General features: G+C 62.0%; 19 protein-coding genes. 6 read left to right on the forward strand and 13 right to left on the reverse strand.

Annotated elements, in window-relative coordinates; translation table 11 throughout:
* Positions 1-20: 20 nt before the first annotated feature.
* Positions 21-308, reverse strand: coding sequence for a co-chaperone GroES (groES, locus tag QNJ43_RS04495; protein ID WP_300467713.1), 288 nt, complete (start codon positions 306-308; stop codon positions 21-23).
* 641 nt (positions 309-949) lie between these two features.
* On the opposite strand from groES, the gene QNJ43_RS04500 reads away from it, so the two are divergent.
* Both QNJ43_RS04500 and QNJ43_RS04505 read left to right on the forward strand, forming a co-directional pair.
* On the forward strand, positions 950-1,891 hold the full coding sequence (locus QNJ43_RS04500; RefSeq protein ID WP_300467715.1) for a pilus assembly protein: 942 nt from the start codon (positions 950-952) through the stop codon (positions 1,889-1,891).
* Positions 1,892-1,897: 6 nt separating this feature from the next.
* The gene (locus tag QNJ43_RS04505; RefSeq protein ID WP_300467717.1) at positions 1,898-2,608 is read left to right on the forward strand and encodes a hypothetical protein; all 711 of its coding nucleotides are present in this window, start codon (positions 1,898-1,900) and stop codon (positions 2,606-2,608) included.
* Positions 2,609-2,856: 248 nt separating this feature from the next.
* Here QNJ43_RS04505 and QNJ43_RS04510 read toward each other — a convergent pair whose 3' ends face one another.
* From QNJ43_RS04510 to QNJ43_RS04530, 5 genes are all read right to left on the reverse strand, one after another.
* A complete protein-coding gene (locus QNJ43_RS04510; protein WP_300467719.1) occupies positions 2,857-3,417 on the reverse strand; it encodes a hypothetical protein in 561 nt (186 codons plus the stop codon).
* A gap of 105 nt (positions 3,418-3,522) precedes the next feature.
* Complete coding sequence (locus tag QNJ43_RS04515) at positions 3,523-4,269, reverse strand: tetratricopeptide repeat protein (RefSeq protein WP_300467721.1); 747 nt, start codon at positions 4,267-4,269, stop codon at positions 3,523-3,525.
* On the reverse strand, positions 4,266-4,457 hold the full coding sequence (locus QNJ43_RS04520) for a hypothetical protein (RefSeq protein WP_300467723.1): 192 nt from the start codon (positions 4,455-4,457) through the stop codon (positions 4,266-4,268). Before QNJ43_RS04520 ends, QNJ43_RS04515 begins: the two co-directional genes overlap by 4 nt.
* A 15-nt stretch (positions 4,458-4,472) precedes the next feature.
* Complete coding sequence (locus QNJ43_RS04525) at positions 4,473-5,021, reverse strand: hypothetical protein (protein ID WP_300467724.1); 549 nt, start codon at positions 5,019-5,021, stop codon at positions 4,473-4,475.
* A 580-nt stretch (positions 5,022-5,601) separates the two neighbouring features.
* Positions 5,602-5,694: a cation transporter gene (locus tag QNJ43_RS04530; RefSeq protein ID WP_300467726.1), complete on the reverse strand. Its 93-nt coding sequence runs from the start codon at positions 5,692-5,694 to the stop codon at positions 5,602-5,604.
* 344 nt (positions 5,695-6,038) lie between these two features.
* Between QNJ43_RS04530 and QNJ43_RS04535 the strand changes: the two genes are divergently transcribed.
* The 3 genes from QNJ43_RS04535 to QNJ43_RS04545 all read left to right on the forward strand — a co-directional run bounded on the left by QNJ43_RS04535 (position 6,039) and on the right by QNJ43_RS04545 (position 7,370).
* Positions 6,039-6,236 (forward strand): hypothetical protein, encoded by a 198-nt coding sequence (locus tag QNJ43_RS04535; protein WP_300467727.1) that lies wholly within the window; start codon positions 6,039-6,041, stop codon positions 6,234-6,236.
* Positions 6,237-6,439: 203 nt separating this feature from the next.
* Positions 6,440-6,712, forward strand: a complete 273-nt coding sequence (locus QNJ43_RS04540) for a hypothetical protein (protein ID WP_300467729.1) — start codon at positions 6,440-6,442, stop codon at positions 6,710-6,712.
* A complete protein-coding gene (locus QNJ43_RS04545) occupies positions 6,675-7,370 on the forward strand; it encodes an EAL domain-containing protein (RefSeq protein ID WP_300467731.1) in 696 nt (231 codons plus the stop codon). Before QNJ43_RS04540 ends, QNJ43_RS04545 begins: the two co-directional genes overlap by 38 nt.
* 265 nt (positions 7,371-7,635) lie before the next feature.
* On the opposite strand, the gene QNJ43_RS04550 is transcribed toward QNJ43_RS04545, so the two are convergent.
* The 7 genes from QNJ43_RS04550 to ileS all read right to left on the reverse strand — a co-directional run bounded on the left by QNJ43_RS04550 (position 7,636) and on the right by ileS (position 15,512).
* Complete coding sequence (locus QNJ43_RS04550; RefSeq protein ID WP_300467733.1) at positions 7,636-7,794, reverse strand: hypothetical protein; 159 nt, start codon at positions 7,792-7,794, stop codon at positions 7,636-7,638.
* 407 nt (positions 7,795-8,201) lie between these two features.
* Entirely contained in the window at positions 8,202-9,125 is a 924-nt protein-coding gene (locus tag QNJ43_RS04555) for a pitrilysin family protein (RefSeq protein ID WP_300467735.1), read from the reverse strand.
* An 88-nt stretch (positions 9,126-9,213) separates the two neighbouring features.
* The gene (locus QNJ43_RS04560; protein ID WP_300467737.1) at positions 9,214-9,369 is read right to left on the reverse strand and encodes a hypothetical protein; all 156 of its coding nucleotides are present in this window, start codon (positions 9,367-9,369) and stop codon (positions 9,214-9,216) included.
* A gap of 274 nt (positions 9,370-9,643) precedes the next feature.
* Positions 9,644-10,993 carry a pitrilysin family protein gene (locus QNJ43_RS04565; RefSeq protein WP_300467739.1) on the reverse strand — a complete coding sequence of 450 codons (1,350 nt, stop codon included), beginning with the start codon at positions 10,991-10,993 and terminating at the stop codon, positions 9,644-9,646.
* A 213-nt stretch (positions 10,994-11,206) separates the two neighbouring features.
* A complete protein-coding gene (locus tag QNJ43_RS04570; RefSeq protein WP_300467741.1) occupies positions 11,207-11,920 on the reverse strand; it encodes a hypothetical protein in 714 nt (237 codons plus the stop codon).
* Between the two features lie 90 nt (positions 11,921-12,010).
* Entirely contained in the window at positions 12,011-12,505 is a 495-nt protein-coding gene (gene lspA / locus QNJ43_RS04575; RefSeq protein ID WP_300467956.1) for a signal peptidase II, read from the reverse strand.
* A 19-nt stretch (positions 12,506-12,524) separates the two neighbouring features.
* Positions 12,525-15,512: an isoleucine--tRNA ligase gene (ileS, locus tag QNJ43_RS04580; RefSeq protein ID WP_300467743.1), complete on the reverse strand. Its 2,988-nt coding sequence runs from the start codon at positions 15,510-15,512 to the stop codon at positions 12,525-12,527.
* A gap of 273 nt (positions 15,513-15,785) precedes the next feature.
* Between ileS and QNJ43_RS04585 the strand changes: the two genes are divergently transcribed.
* Positions 15,786-15,977: a hypothetical protein gene (locus tag QNJ43_RS04585; RefSeq protein WP_300467745.1), complete on the forward strand. Its 192-nt coding sequence runs from the start codon at positions 15,786-15,788 to the stop codon at positions 15,975-15,977.
* The last annotated feature ends 173 nt before the right edge of the window (positions 15,978-16,150 follow it).

Below are 16,150 nucleotides of genomic sequence, written 5' to 3' on the forward strand. Positions count from 1 at the left end.
GCTATCGCGGGGTGCGCCAATCAGGCGAGCACGCCCATGATGTCGGATTCCTTCATGATCAGAAGTTCTTCGCCGTCGATCTTCACTTCGGTACCGGACCACTTGCCGAATAGCACGCGGTCACCGGCCTTGACGTCGAGGGCAACAACCTTGCCGGAATCGTCACGGGCGCCGGGGCCGACGGAAACAACCTCGCCTTCCTGCGGCTTCTCCTTGGCGGTGTCGGGGATGATGATGCCACCGGTCGTCTTTTCCTCGGAGTCGACGCGACGGACGACAACGCGGTCATGCAAAGGACGAAAAGTCATTATCGGGCTCTTTCCTCTCTCGGAGCGCCCTCCTAATGAGCAGCGCCCCTCAGTGATACCTTAAAGATTGATGGATTTAGGCCATCGCCTGTCTCGTTTAGCACTCACTCAATGAGAGTGCTAACGAACGCGCACCATGTATGGTCTCATATGGCCCATGTCAATGAGAGGCGTACGTGATTTTTAGCAGTTCGTGCCCCGATGGGATCCGCAGCGCCAGCTTGTCCCGCCCGCTGTGTCGGGATCGATAACAAACCGTTAACGCCGCAACCCTGCCGATCTGGCGATTTCCATTTTGCACGTCCGCGGTGACGCATGATCGCGATCGGTATTTTCCCGACCTGCCCTTCAAGAGCGCTCCGCCGGAACTCCCGCAAACCCGTATCTCCGCGCATTAATTGGGAAATGGCTCGTCGTCTTCAAGGGACGGACTGTGAAGAAGATATCTGATAAAAATAAAACTAAAATTTTAATCGAATAAATTATATTCGGAAAAAAATTCGAAAAGAATTAGAAATATCAAGAAGTACAAGCAAAAAACAGAAATAAATCTGCAATAGAAATAAATCTGTAATATTGATAAGTACATACGGGCACCACCAATGTGAGCATGGCGGTAGCGTGCCTATGAGGACCATGCAATGATCCGCAAGTTCATGGGAAACCGGCGTGGCAATGTCGCCATGCTGTTTGGCTTGACGGCCGTCCCTATCATGTTCGTGGTGGGGGCGGGAATTGATACGGCGGATGTCGTTGCGGTCAAGCAGCGCGCCCAGATTGCCCTGGATGCGGCGGTGCTTGCTGCGAACACCAAGAGTTTCGGTCTGACCGATGAGGAAGTGGCCTCCCGTGCGGGCTCGGCGTTTGATGCCAATTTCGTCGCCGGTTCGGCAACGATTGCCAGTTTCAGTGCGGTTCCCGACTGGGACGGCACGGTGGAAATCACCACCGAGGTGAGCGTTCCCGCCTCCTTCACGCCCCTTCTGGGGATCGACGATTTCACGTTCCAGATCACCGCGGAAACGCGCGTCGGCAAAGCCAGCTTCGACGTGGTCATGGTTCTCGACAATTTCAGCTCCATGGGCGGAACGAAGATCTCGACGTTGGAGACCTCGGCCAAGGACCTGACGGCGACGCTCCTTGCGGCCAATTCGGTCGGAACCATGAGCGATCGCGTCAAGGTGGGCATCGTGCCCTTCACGGCCTTCGTCAATGTGGGCTCGGAGAATGCCGACGCGGCCTGGATGGACGTAAACGGCTTGTCGCCGTTGAACGACAACAACATGGAGACGTCCGGGGTTTCCCGTTTCACCCTGTTCAATCAGATCAGCGGCGTTTCCTGGCAGGGTTGCGTGGAGGCGCGCGCCTACCCCTATGACGTCAACAATACGGCGGCCTCCGACGAGGTTCCGGAGACCCTGTTCGTTCCTGAGTTCGCCCCCGACGAGCCCGATGACGGCAGCTATTACACCCACGATAACTGGCAGTCCTATCGTTATTCGAACAACTGGATCGACGACGATGGCGGCACCTGCACCAGCAGCATCGAGGAGGTTGGCGAAGACGGGCATGACCTGAAGTAGAAGCGGTTGTGCAAGTATAACGGCGCCACCTTGAGCACCTCGAGCAACGGTGTGTCGAGCGGGCCGAACTATTCGTGCAAGACCGAGCCGATCACGCCGCTGACCACCAGCGCCACGAAGCTCGACACCGCGCTCTCGGCTATGGTCGCGGACGGCTACACCAATATCCATCAGGGCGTGATCTGGGGCTGGCGAACCCTGTCGCCGAGCGCACCTTTTACCGAAGGTCGGTCACTGGACGATCCCAACTATCCGGGGCACCGCCGCATCATGATCCTGATGACGGACGGCGCGAACACCTACGAGTGGTACGACAAGAACCCGAACGTCTCGAAATACAACGCCTACGGCTATGTCCCCGAGGGGCGGGCCGATACCACCGACAGCTCCTGGACCGTGCATGAAACGATGAATGCGCGTACCGCGGAGGCCTGCAGCAATGCAAAGACCTACGGCGGCGTGGAGATCTACACGATCGCCTTCCAGGTCTCCGACGAAGACACGCTCGACATGCTGGAGAACTGCGCCACCAAGCCGAGCATGGCCTACAAGTCGGAATCCAATTCCGAATTGACCCTCGCCTTTTCCACCATTGCCACGGAGATCACACGCCTCAGGGGTGTCGCGGTAAGAGCAATCCCGCCGTCGCGGAGCCTGCGGCGACGTGATGGGGCGGACCGCGGCGACACTCGGCGAACGCTCTCTCTTCCCTCGTAGAGGAGCGGGCGTCGTTCGTTTGGGGAGTGGCGTTCAGGAAAAGGGGAGGCGCTGGCCCGAGGAGCGGATTGCAGTGTGCGGCCCATCCTTCGAGACGGTCGCGCCGCGACCTCCTCAGGATGACGTTTTGTGTGTTGCGCGGTTCTTCGCGAATAACAACGCGATAACGTCATCCTGAGGAGGGCCGTCAGACCCGTCTCGAAGGATGGGCTACTTGTCTCAAAACCCCGGCCCCGGAGAGCCCCGGCCTACTTTTCCTCGACCGAGAACGGCAGCGAGAATGATCCCGACTTGTCGGAGTTGGCGTCGTCGAGCCGGGTCACCAGCACGTAGTCGCCGGGGGCAAGGCCGTCGAAACGGTAGGACAGGATGGCCGGGAATTCGCGCACCGGATGGCGCGTTTCCGTCTTCAGGCGGGCGAACTCCTCGCCCTTTGCCAGAATTTGCCCGGTCGTGTTGCGCAATTCGGAACTGGCGGTGAGCTCGACCGTAACCCGGTCGCCGTCGCTGCCGTATCCGAAGGCCACGGGCTCGGCATAGACATAAAGCGGTTCGTCGGGGGCAAACTCGGCCTGCGGCTTGGGCGTGAAGCGTCCGTAGCCGCGCGCCTTGCCTTGCGTGAAGGTCGCGGCGGTGAAGCTCAATGCGGATTGCGACCACGCGGAGGCCAGGCTTTCGCGCGCTGCTGACAGGTCCGCAGAGAGCCCCCGCGTCTCAGCAAAGCCCGGCGTCGTCGCCATGCCGGCCAGTACAGCCGCCAGAACTGCGGATGCCGTTGCCGCGCGGCGAAAGGCGGTCGGATTGCTCATGATTGCTCAGTCCCCCGTCAAGCAGTCGTTACCTTCTTGTTTGTCCGCTATAGATCGGACGCGGCAAATGCTCAACACGCAACCGCCGGCGGGTAAAGCTCACCGTTAACAAGGAACGTTTCGAAACCGGAACGGTGGCAGTGGTGCCGGTCGGCTCAAGGTTGCGTGTTCTGGGCCGTGTGAACCGCCGCAAGAAGGTGTGCTTGCAGGGCTGGCGAGGGCAGAGCAAAGCGCAGGGCGGACTTCGGATCCTCCGAAAAAGCCGGAAAACCGGCGTAAAGCGCGCGTCAGCATGCGCACTCGGCCGCGATCCTCGGCGGCTTGCGCGACGAGAAGCCGCGCCAGAAGAGCGGACAGGCTGCCGGACCGCATCAGGTTGCGTGCCTCCGCCTCCGCCAGGTTTTGCCGCCCTGCTCCCACCGCGCCGAAGACGGTCATGACCGTGTACCATTCGGGATGGTCGGGGCTCAGCCGATCGGCGCGGATCAGCAGCGCAAGACCATCCTTGTAGTTCCCGTTCATCACCAGAGCCCCGCCGTGGGTCGCCATGATGTCGGGGTCGTTGGGATTGAGTTCCAGCGCCCGCCGCCCCGCTTCAAGCGCGTCCTGCGATTTGCCGAGAAGAACGAGGACGGCTTCAAGCGCCTGATGGGCGTGCGCACTTTCCGGCGTGAGAGCGACCGCGCGCCGGGCGAGCGCCAGTGCTTCTTCCAGATCCTCGGTCCTGCGCGGTCCTTTGTCGCCCGAGCGCGCGTCCTCGGCATAGGTCAGCGGCAAAAGCGCATGGAAGGCCGCCGGAGCGCGGGCGCGTGCCGCGAGCCCCGCAAGACAGGTGCGGCTGCGCGCATTCATGTCGGGCGAGAAGCGCCTTTGCGCGGTGAAGGTGCGCAGGCCGGTCCCTCCGGCCCCGTCGGTCCGTCCGTGCCCGTGCGGGAGGCGGCATGGTTAAAGATGACGCCGTAGGGTTGGGTAATGGCGGTGGCGGCATTGCACGAGATGCGTTCCTGCACGAGGTCCGGCGTCTCCTCGGCCCCCGCCACGTCGAACAGCGACGATCACACCACCGTGCCGGTTTCCTGATAGACGAGATGGAAATTCAGGAAGAGCCGCGCACCGTCGCGCGCTATGGGGCCCTCAAGCCGGTAGTCCGCCGGCTCTTCGCCTTTCGCAACGGTGATCTCGTCGAAACGGGAGAGCGCATGGGCGAGCTTGTCACGCAGAAGCACGCCGGAAAATTCATCAGGCAGCGCGGCGCCCGGATCTTCCTCGATCGTCGCGACATGGACGATCGGCAGGTCGCCCTTGTAGCCGGTTTCCGTCTGCGCGCCTGGTTTGGACGGCACGGTTGCGACCGCAAGCTGAGCATCCGGGATGTCGGGGCGGGGCAGCAGATGAATGACGAGCCCCGCAACGCGATAGCGTCGAGGCTGTGTTGATGAGGAGGGGACGGGTTGTTCCGGGGCGGGAGCCTGACCGGCGGTCTGCGGCGTGAAACGCGGAATATAGCCGCCCTTGGGAATGTCGATGCGGATCGGCTCGTCCGCTCCGCTCGTGTCGAAATACTCCGTCAGCATGCGTCTGAGGCGGGCGGCTTTTACGCGCACGATCGATCGGTGGAGGGATCGAAGGACGCATCGCGTCCGAGCGCCTCCACGGCGATGGTGTATCCCTTGATGCGCTCCGGCGCGCCTTCCAGCCACCGCTCGACCACTTAGGTCAGGAACGCGCGCAACTGCGGCGAGGTGGCAAAACCCGGACTTTCCAGAATTCGGACCAATGCGGCGCGGACAGCGGCCGGCCGTCGGGTCGTCCTCGACGTCGCTCCTGGCGTTCACGATGTCCTCCTAAAAGGTGCGCGATCTTGTTCGTTTGCCGCCAAGGATACGGCAAATCGTACGTAACGGAAAATTCCGCTTTCGACCGATGGGAGGGAAGGGGAAAAGGCGCGCGCTGTGCGCTATGAGAACGGGGCAGGCAGATGCGCCGGGGGAATGTGCGGCCCATCCTTCGAGACGGCCTTGCAGGCCTCCTCAAGATGAGGTTATCGTGTTGTTACATAGAAAGAAACTATCAACACACACGACGCCATCCTGAGGAAGCCTGCAAGGCCGTCTCGAAGGATGGGCCACACATTCAAGCCGTAGTTCAGCCCGAGTTCATAGAGAAAGCCGGGGCAGATCAGCTTCAGGCGGCCTTGGGATCGACTTCCGCAACGACGTTTTCCACGGCCTTCTTGCAATGTTCGCAGGACATGCCTTCGACGTCCAAAACAATCATGATCTTCTCCGCTCGTTTTGTGTGCGGTTAAATTTGACGTTGTCGCGAGGATGGATCTTGCAGCGACTGGAAGGTCAACGGCCAAAATGTCGCGCGCGTTCCTTTCTTTTCTCCCGCTCCTGTCCGGAGGCCCGTTCGAGTTTTCCCCTGCGACGGAACGAACAATATCGGGGGAGATCGGCAATCCTTAACGCATATTTACGTTTTTCCGCTGCCGACGACATGGGGCCATTGGGCTATGCTACGTCTTCCGGGCAGAATTGCTTGAAAATCGAAATGATTCGACCTGCGACAGCGGTTGACGCGGACATGGCCTGGGTATCGGCGCTATTTATCGGAAGTGCATGGTGGTGATCGCCGGCTCGGCGAGCGCCGTCCTGTATTTTCTGTTAGGGACGAGCCTGGGTGACGCGGCGATCGTGGGCACCACGATTCTGGTTGCGGAATTTCTGGTCAATCTCCAGGTTATGCGCACGCGCGACAAGAACCGTACCCAGCGCCAGGTAGATATGGTCAGCCGCGGCGTGGTGCAGATCAATTAGGAAGTCCAGAACCTCGAAAATCGCCTGAGAGCCTTTGAGAACGGCTTCCCCGCCCGCCCGCGCGACGAGATCGAGTCGATCTTCGTCGAGGTCGAGGTGCTGGGAACGCTCGTCAAGCAGATCGCAGAGGCGGTGGCGGATCTGGAAACCCGTGTCACCGAAATGCCCGCACTGATGAACGCACGGGCCGGCGGTGGGGCTATGTGGCTCCGCCGCCTCCCGATCTCGGCGCCCCGCCGCGCGCATTGTCGGCGGGAAGTGCGACGGCCAACGGGGTCAATGGTTACGAGCAGAACTGGCAGAACCCCGACAGCGCGTTGTGGAGCGTGGGCGGGGGTACGGATGACCCGGCGCTGCGAGATGCCGTTTCGCGCGCGGTGGAGGCCAACCGGATCAATCTCTACCTGCAAACCCGTCGTCACGCTGCCGCAGCGCCAGGTGCGCTACTACGAGGTGCTGACGCGCCTGCGCACTGAGGATGACGAGGTGCTCCTGCCGCTCCACACGGTGCCGATGACGCTGACGGACGAGAAGTTCTTCCCCGGGTTCATGGACTACATGGACAAGAACCGCCAACTGGCGGAACTGATCGTGCTGGAGTTCACCCAGGCCGGGGTGGAGGCGATGGGGCCGCTAGAATACGAAACCCTGTCGGCGCTGCAGAATATCGGCTTCCGCTTCTCCATCGATCAGATCACCGATATGGGCGCCGATTTCCGCAGCCTCAGCCGGCAAGGCTTCTCCTTTGCCAAGATCACCGCTGATCGCCTGCTTGGGCGCCCGCCCGCCGTGGCCGGGGATATCCACCCGCACGACTTCGCCGACCTTCTGGTGGGCTACGGCATCGAGCTGATTGCCGATCACATCGAGACGGAAGCGCAGGTGCTGGAGATCCTGGAATTTGGCATCGGCTACGGCCAGGGCTTCCTGTTCTCGCCCCCGCGCCCCGTGTGCGCCGACGTGCTGCAAGGGCGGCTCCCTGTCCGGTTCAGGCGACCGTCGCCGCGCTGCGGTCTGATCCGGGGTCTGATCCAGCCCGTCGGAGCCGAAACCGGCGGCTCCTCCCACCTGGTCTCTCCGTCGTCATCCCCGGCTTCGTCCGGGGATCCAACGTCTTTCGCATATGCAGGTTGATCGTTTGGCGGGACGAACGGCCTGCATGACGGCGATAACTCCCGTACGCTCCGTTGACCTATCCCTAAAAAGAAAGAGGCGGTGACTATGTCGTCACCATCTCTGTCAAATCTGTACCGTGCTGTCTGATCGCAGTCGTCCGGGGTAGGCCTTGTGGCCCATCCTGCGAGACGCTTGGGGACTGGGAAACCGGATCCTTCGGCGTTTCGGAGGATGGTCGCGTACGTCAGTCCGACGCCGGAACCATCACGAAAAGACCGCCGGTTTACTCGTCCTCGGTCGCCCGCTGGACGTTATGGAACAGCCCCATCGCGCAGATGCTGACCGTCAGGGCGACAACCAGATCGAACGTGGAACTCATAACGGAAGCACCGACCGCGTCACCAATGCTGAGACCGAGGCCCATGGCAACTCCTTGACTCATCGTACTAGACCTTTCTTCAATAAACAGGAGTGGGGCAGCTATGCTTCAATCGTGGTCGAAAAGTGGCAAGAAAGCGGAATAAATGTGGATTCAGGGTTCTGCATGGCAGGGTCCTGGAATCGGTGGAACTGGCAGAATTCGACCATTTGCAGCGTCATTTTGACGCGACGGTCTGTCTAGTCGCTTCTGGCGACAGGCAAACCGATCGGACAACCGCAGATAGTGAATAGCCTGAGCGGGGAAGTCCGCAGACGGGGCGGAACCCCGTGGCAGGCTTTTTGCCTCGCTGTGCGTCGCCGGGCGCGGACAAGGGGCGGATACGAAAACGGGCAAGGCGGCTGGCTGCCGTCTTGCCCGTCATCGTCCGTCGGAGAGAAGGGCGGTGGGGGGGAGAGATCAAGCGCGGATCAGGAGGCCGGGCGGCCCACGGTCACGATCGTCGCTTCCTTGCCGTCCAGAAGCTCCTTGGCCGCGCGTTTCACGTCATCGAGCGTCACCGCCTCGATCATGCCGTTACACTTGTTGATGTAGTCGATACCCAAATCTTCCATCTGAATGCCAACGAGCTGGCTGGCGATCTTGCCAGAGGTATCGAAGCGCAGCGCATAGGAACCGATCAGATAGCTCTTGGCCTTCTTCAGTTCCTCCGCCGTCGGCCCGTCCTTGGCCATGCGGGCGATCTGATCCTCGATGATCTTCAGCGTCTCGCCCGCGCTCTGCGCCTTGGTGGCCGTCTCGGCCATCAGGATGCCGGAGTGATCATATGGGGCGAGATCGGACCAGACCGAATAGGCCAGCCCGCGCTTCTCGCGCACTTCCTCGTAAAGGCGGGAGGAGAACGACCTGCCGCCGAGAATGTGGTTCATCACATAGGCAGGGATGAAATCGGGATCGGAACGCTTCAGGCCGGAAAGACCGAGCCGGATCGCCGTCTGCGGCACGTTCATGTCGACATTCTCGACGACGCCGGTCTTCACCGTGGCGTCCGGCACCTTGACCAGATCGGCCTTGGCGGGCAGGTCACCGAACGTCTTGTCGAGAAGTGGGCCGAGCGTTTTGGCGTCGATGGCGCCGACCACGGCGATCTTCAGGTTGTCGCGGGCCATCAGCCGCTTGTGCAGCGCGACGAGATCGTCGTGGGTGATGGTCTCTAGCGTCTTTTCCGTGCCCTCGGGCCGACGGCTGTAGGGATGGCCGGGGAAGGCAGCGGCGAACCATTGGTCGCCGGCAACCGAATTGGGATCGCGGCTGTCGTTGCGAATGCCCGCAATCAGCGCCGTGCGCATGCGATCGATCGCATCCTTGTCGAAATGCGGGTTCGGTGATCGCAAGCTTCAGCATGTCGAAGGCGGCATCGCGATTGGTGGTCAGCGTCTTCATGCGACCGGTGAAACTGTCGCGTCCCGCACTGAAGCCGACCTAGACGGAGAGATCTTCCAGCCTGGTCTGATAGGCCTGGGAATCGAGATCACCCGCCTCCTCGTCGAGCAAGGTCGACATCAGGTTGGTGAGCCCTTCCTTGCTTTTCGGGTCCTGGGTCGCGCCACCCTTGAAGGCGATGTCGACCGAGATCACGGGAATGGTCTGATCCTCGACGACCCACGCCTCGATGCCGCCGGGGCTGACGACGCGCTGGATTTCCGTTGCATGGGCCGGCCGGGCGATCAGCGCCAGGGCCAGCAGAGTGACCGCGACGGCGAGCTTTTGCCTGAACGCACCGGTATCCGCCAGCGCGACGGCGCGCGCACGGATTTAGCGAATGGAGATGGGTCATCACGATTTTTTCTCGTCCTCTTGCGGCTTGCCGGTGAGATAGGCGGTGACGGAACGGTCGGCGTCCAGATAGGTCTTAGCCGCCGCCTTGACCTGATCGGCGGGTCACCTTGGAGATCCGCGCCGGCCATTCCTGCACGTCCTTGATGGTGCCGCCGGTGGTCAGCGTGCTTACGAAGATGCGCGCCAGCGTCGCCTGGCTGTCCTGGGCGTAGATCGCATCGGCCAGCACCTTGCGCTTGGCGCGGGCGAGTTCCTCGTCGGTGATGCCGTTTTCGGCGATATCGGCAACGATCTTGAGCGCGGCCTCACGCACCTCGTCGAGGCTCACCTCGTCACGCGGAACGCCGTAGACGATGAAGTCGGTGGGCCCGAGCTGCGTGCTGGAATAGTAGCTGCCCGCTGCGGTGGCGACCTTGTCGTTCACCACAAGCTGGCGATAGAGCCGGCTGGTCGATCCGCCGCCCAGAATGTCGGCGAGCACGTCGATCGCCTCCGCCTCGCCGGGCTTCGCGGTGGCGTAGCTCGACACGATCCAGGCATCGCGCACGCTCGGTTGCTTGACCCGGGGATCGGCAAGCCGCACGAGCCGGTGGCCGGGAAGCGGCGGTTCTGCCGGGCGGATGCGCTTGGGCGGATCGGCACGGCGCTTGACCTTGCCGTAGGTCTCTTCCGCCAGCTTTCTGACCCCGTCCTCCGTCACGTCGCCGGCGATCACCAGCACCGCGTTGTTGGGCGTGTAGAAGCGATCGTAGAAGTTCATCGCGTCCTGGGTCAACAGCTTCTCCATTTCTCTCCGCCAGCCGATGATGGGCACGGAATAGCCGCTGTTATTGGCGTAGAGGATGCTGTTCAGCGTCTCCGACAGACGCGACCCCGGATCGTTGTCGACGCGCATGGAGCGCTCTTCCAGGATAACCTTACGCTCCGGCGCCACCACGGCGTCGGTGAGCACGAGGTTTTCCATCCGGTCCGCCTCGAACGACATCACCGTTTTCAGGTGCTGCTTGGCGACACGCTGGAAATAGGCGGTGTAGTCGGAGGAGGTGAAGGCGTTTTCCGAGCCGCCGAGTTCGGAAACCACGGCCGAGAATTCGCCTTCCGGGTGCTTCTTGGTGCCCTTGAACATCAGGTGTCCGAGGAAATGGGCGATGCCGGACGTCTCCGGCCTCTCGTCGGCCGCACCCACCTTGTACCAGATCATCTGCGTGACGACCGGGGCTCGGTGATCCGGGATGACGACGACCTGAAGGCCGTTATCGAGGGTGAAGCTGGAAACGTCCGCGCCGATCTTCACGTCCGCAAAAGCGGCCTCGGGCGGCGGGGCTGCCGTTTCGGCGCGGCCCGGCAGAGGGGAAAGGAACAGGGTGAAGGCCAGGGCGGCGGCACATCTCGCCTCCATGAACCGGCGTTCGATAAATGACACGAATTGAGGCTCCTTCGCTGGTCGCGTGTGCACTCTTGCGAAGGATATAGGAGCTTTGCGGGCGAGGGGGCGAATGAATTATCCGTAAGGATGCGTGGGTAAAGCCACGTAAAACGCCCGACATTGCGCCCGGTCGGGGACCGCGCGCATGTCTGATTTTCCGAAAAGGGCAAGCGATATCATGACGCTACGATATCGCGGGAGCCAATGCGCTTAGCGCGCCTTGTCGAGCCGGGGATTGTAATCGTCGATCCTGTCGATCGCCGGCTTGTCCTTGTCCTTCTTGATGCTCTCCACATCGGGAAGGGCCGCGGTCTTGGCCGGGGTCGAATAGGCGACCGGAGGTTCGATCAGATAGCGGCGCGTCGGCTTGCCGTCCTTGTCCAGGAGCTGAGCCGTGGCTTCCGGCTTCACCACCTTCTGACCCTTCATCTGATCGATGGTCAGACGATTCTTCGAGTGCTCCCACGAGCCGTCGTCACGCACCGAACCGGGGCCGTCGGGCAACTGGGTGTTGCTGCCGACCATCGTTCCCTTCTTCCCCTCCTGAATGCCGAGGCGGTGATTGCCTGATTCGATGTTGATGTTGGCTTCCGCCTCGCGGCGATCGTTCACCTTCTGGATTTCGGCGAGCTCCGCATCCTTGTCGCGCGGCCAATTGGCCGGCGTGGCCAAGGCCGTCTCCGGATTGGGCAGATCCTTCTCGTCGCTCGGCATGGCGAGCGGCGCGCGCAGCTGATACTCGATCGGCTTTTCGTTGGGATCCACGGCACCGATCGACTTCATGAGTCCCTTGACCAGCGCCACATCCGGGGCATCGCCGTCGGAGCTGTACATGGCGCCACTGGACACACAGCCTGCAAGGCCGAGGCCCAGGGCTGCCACAATGACGAGGAGGGCGACCGAACGTGGTCGGATACTCGGCACGGCTATTGTCCTCAGGTTTCCTGTTTGCCCGGTTGGCGTGGGTTTCGGAAAAGCTTTAGCTCTGCCCGTGCGGTTAGCTGGCAATCACGCCTATTTTGTGGCATCTCCGCCGCGATCCGTTGCCCAGTCATATACAAGGCCGAGCGCGCCCGCAACGATCCAGACGTCCGCAATATTGAACACATACCACGAAAACGATCCCACGTGGAAATGCACGAAATCAATGACGGCGCCGAAAACCAGCCGGTCGATGCCGTTGCCGATGGCGCCCGCCAGAATGAGCGCCAGCGACAGAGAGGTGATGAAACGCCGCGCCGCCGCCGCCCAAAGCCAGATCGCAATCGTCGCCAGCACGGCGAAACCGGCCAGCGCCCAGCGCTCCAACTCGCTGTATTGCTGGAACAATCCGTAGGAAATTCCCCGGTTCCAGACCAGCACAATGTCGAGAAAAGGCGTGAGCGCCACCGGGCCGCTCATGCCAAGGCCGTAGCCGAAAAGAAGCCAGAGCTTCAAGGCCTGATCGAGCGCAAGCCCGACCAGGGCAATGAGCGCGACGAGGCCGCTATGCCGTTCCCAAAGGGTCATCGCGCTCACCGGTTCCGTTTCAGGCCGTTTCGCCAAGCGCGTTGAGTTCGCGCATGGCCTTGGCATCGCGAAGGGTCAGGTCCGGATAGTCCGGATCGCTGCCGATTTCCGGCAGAACCTTCCACGAACGCGCACATTTGGTGCCTTCCGCCAGCCCGGACACGACGCCGACGCCCGGTACCTCATCGAGCTTGAAGGCATTTTCCGGCGCATCGCCCGCCACGGTCGTGAGCTGGCTGGTGATGCAGATATCCGCCATGTCGCGCCCTTCGAGCGAGGTAAGCAGCTCCGGATCGGCGATGTAGACGGTTGGATGGGCTTCCAGCGAGGAGCCGATGCGCTTTTCCGCACGCTCGATTTCCAGCGCGCCCGTCACGACGCGGCGCACCGTGCGGATCTTTGACCAGCGCTCGGCAAGTTCCTCGTCGCGCCATTCCGCGGGGAAGGAGGGGAACTGGCGGCGATGCACCGAGCCCGCTTCCTCGCCGTGACGCGACCACCAGCTCTCTTCCATCGTGAAGGGCATGATGGGCGCAAGCCAGGTCACCACCGCATCGAACAGCCGCTCGATCACCCACAGCGCAGCCTTGCGCCGGGTGGACGAGATCGGGTCGCAGTAGAGCGCGTCCTTGCGGATGTCGAAATAGAAGGCCGACAGGTCCACGGTCATGAAGTTGAAGATCTGCGCGAACACCCGCTTGAAGTCAAAGGCGTCGTAGGTCTCGCGCACGACATCGTCGAGCTCGGCAAGCCGGTGCAGCATCAGCCGCTCCAGTTCCGGCATGTCCGAATAGGCCACGTCCTCGTCCTTGGCATGGGCCAGCGAGCCCAGCATCCAGCGGATCGTGTTGCGCATCTTGCGATAGGCATCCGCATTGGTCTTCAGGATTTCCGGACCGATGCGCTGATCGTCGGTGTAGTCGGCCGAGGCCACCCACAGCCGCAGGATATCGGCGCCATACTGCTTGATGACGTCCTGCGGGAAGGTCTGGTTGCCGAGCGACTTCGACATCTTGCGCCCGTCCTCGGCCATCGTGAAGCCGTGGGTCAGGACGGCGTCGTAAGGCGCATGGCCGCGCGTGCCGCACGATTCCAGAAGCGAGGAATGGAACCAGCCGCGATGCTGATCGGAGCCTTCGAGGTAAAGGACGTAATCCTCGCCGCCGTCGCGCGCCCGCTTGGGGTTGAGGTCCGGGCGCTTTTCCAGGCAGAACGCATGGGTGGAGCCTGAGTCGAACCAAACGTCAAGAATGTCGGTGACCTGCGTCCAGGCGTCCATGTCATTGACGAGACCGCCCAGCAGCCGCTCCTTGGCGCCTTCCTTGTACCAGGCATCCGCCCCTTCGGCCCGGAAGGCGTCGGAGATGCGGGCGCTGAGTTCGTCGGACCTGTCGAAATCGGCTCCCGGTGCAAGACGACCGTCCTCGTGACGGAAGACGGTGATCGGCACGCCCCAGGCGCGCTGGCGCGACAGAACCCAGTCCGGCCGGTTCTCGATCATGCCGTGGAGACGGTGCTGACCGGAAAGCGGAACGAAGCGCGTCTCGCCGATTGCCTTCAGTGTATGGCCGCGCAGGGTGGAGCCGTCGGAAAGCTCCTTGTCCATATAGACGAACCACTGCGGCGTGTTGCGGAAGATGACCGGCTTCTTGGAACGCCAGGAATGCGGATACTGGTGCTTCAGCCGGCCACACGCAAACAGCGCGTCCGCAGCGATCAGCGCTGCGATGACCCGCTTGTTGGCGTCGCCCGTGGCGCCCTTGGCTGTGATGACCTGGGCCGGTCCGCCTTCCGCATCCGGACCGAAGCCCGGCGCGTCCTCGGTGTAGTAACCGGCGCCGTCCACCGTGAAGGGGATCTCCGACGAGATGCCGCGCGCCTCGATCTCCACGTGCTTTTCCATCCAGATCTCGAAGTCGTCCGCGCCGTGGCCGGGGGCCGTATGCACGAAGCCCGTGCCCGCATCGTCGGTGACGTGATCGCCGTCGAGAAGCGGAACGTCGAAATCGTAGCCGAGATCGGCCAGCGGATGGGCGAGCGTCAGCGCCGCGAGTTCGTTGGCCGTGACGTCGCGTTTGCGCTCCATGGTCAGTTCCGCCTTGGTGGCGCATTCGCCCGCCAGCGTATCGGCGAAGATCAGCTTTTCGCCCGCCTGAGGTTCGAAGTCGTTCTCCGCGTCCGTGACCTCGTAGAGGCCGTAGGAGATACGCGAGGAGAAACAGACGGCGCGGTTGCCCGGGATCGTCCAGGGCGTCGTCGTCCAGATGACGACATAGGTGTCCAGCAACTCCTCCGTCGCCGCCTCGTCGGTGCCACCGGCTTTCGTGATCGGGAACTTCACCCAGATCGTATCGGACTCGTGGTCGTGATACTCGATCTCGGCTTCCGCCAGCGCGGTCTTTTCCACCACCGACCACATGATCGGCCTCGATCCGCGATAGAGCTGGCCGGAGCGGGCGAACTTCATCAGTTCCTCGGCGATGATCGCTTCCGATTCAAAGTGCATTGTCAGGTAGGGATGGGTCCAGTCGCCCTCGATGCCGAGCCGCTGGAACTCCTCGCCCTGCACGCCGATCCAGTGCTTGGCATAGGCGCGGCATTCCTGACGGAAGGCGATCATGGCGGCAGGATCGGAAAGGTCCGGCTTCTGCTTGCCCTTGGAGCGGTAGTTCTCTTCCTCGATCTTCCACTCGATCGGCAGGCCGTGGCAGTCCCAGCCGGGCACGTAGTTGCTGTCCCAGTCCATCATCTGCATGGAGCGGGTGATGATGTCCTTCAGCGTCTTGTTGAGCGCGTGGCCGATATGGATGTTGCCGTTGGCATAGGGAGGGCCGTCGTGAAGGATGAATTTCCGCCGCCCCTGTCCGTCTTCGCGAAGACGCTTGTAGAGGTCCATCTCCTTCCAGCGCTTGAGGATCTCGGGCTCCTTCTTGGGGAGCCCGGCGCGCATGAGATAGTCGGTTTTCGGCAGGAAGAGTGTTTTCGAATAGTCGCGAGTTTCGGTCATCGATCGGGTCTGCTGGTCTTAAAGCCGGAGCGCGGTGGGCGGCGCAAATACGCTGGGCCCTGCGTTGGCACGAACGCGAAAGGAATAGGTGGAGCGGCCGGCAGTCATGCAGGCACTTTCATCCCGGTCCCTCGGGTTGAGCGGTTTTCCGCTTCAGCCGAAGGCCGGGCCGGTAATTCGTATGCAGAGCAGCGGCACGATGCGCTGTGTCGACGGCTTTGAACCAAACATGGCCCGGGGTATTACCAGCAGATGCCCCCGGAATAAAGAGGCTTGCGCGCGAAGATCGGGCCCGACGGTCCCTTAGTGCGACGAAAAAAGCCGATCGCCGAACATGAAAACGGCCAGCCCGACGAGCATGACTGCGAGGCCCGCAAATTTCCACCATTCGGCCGGTCGCATCGGCATCTGAACCAGCCCGAAGCTGTCGATCAGCAAGCCCCCGGCGAGCTGGCCGAGAATTGAAGAGGAACATCATGTTCGCGATGCTCAGCTTGGGCGCGAGGAAGATCGATGTGAACAGAAAATCGGCGCCCAGCACACCGCCGAGCCAACGCCACCACGGCTGCTGACCGAGATGGGAAAGGGCGATCGGCCAGTTGGCGGTCGCAAAACAGACCGCGCCGAGAAGGATCGTT

This window comes from Breoghania sp., assembly GCF_030066895.1.
Lineage (GTDB): Bacteria > Pseudomonadota > Alphaproteobacteria > Rhizobiales > Stappiaceae > Breoghania.

Coding starts and splice junctions, on each gene's coding strand:
- groES (WP_300467713.1), bottom strand. CDS start 308: ATGACTTTTCGTCCTTTGCATGACCGCGTTGTCGTCCGTCGCGTCGAC.
- QNJ43_RS04500 (WP_300467715.1), top strand. CDS start 950: ATGATCCGCAAGTTCATGGGAAACCGGCGTGGCAATGTCGCCATGCTG.
- QNJ43_RS04510 (WP_300467719.1), bottom strand. CDS start 3,417: ATGAGCAATCCGACCGCCTTTCGCCGCGCGGCAACGGCATCCGCAGTT.
- QNJ43_RS04515 (WP_300467721.1), bottom strand. CDS start 4,269: ATGAATGCGCGCAGCCGCACCTGTCTTGCGGGGCTCGCGGCACGCGCC.
- QNJ43_RS04530 (WP_300467726.1), bottom strand. CDS start 5,694: ATGATTGTTTTGGACGTCGAAGGCATGTCCTGCGAACATTGCAAGAAG.
- QNJ43_RS04535 (WP_300467727.1), top strand. CDS start 6,039: ATGGTGGTGATCGCCGGCTCGGCGAGCGCCGTCCTGTATTTTCTGTTA.
- QNJ43_RS04550 (WP_300467733.1), bottom strand. CDS start 7,794: ATGAGTCAAGGAGTTGCCATGGGCCTCGGTCTCAGCATTGGTGACGCG.
- lspA (WP_300467956.1), bottom strand. CDS start 12,505: ATGACCCTTTGGGAACGGCATAGCGGCCTCGTCGCGCTCATTGCCCTG.
- ileS (WP_300467743.1), bottom strand. CDS start 15,512: ATGACCGAAACTCGCGACTATTCGAAAACACTCTTCCTGCCGAAAACC.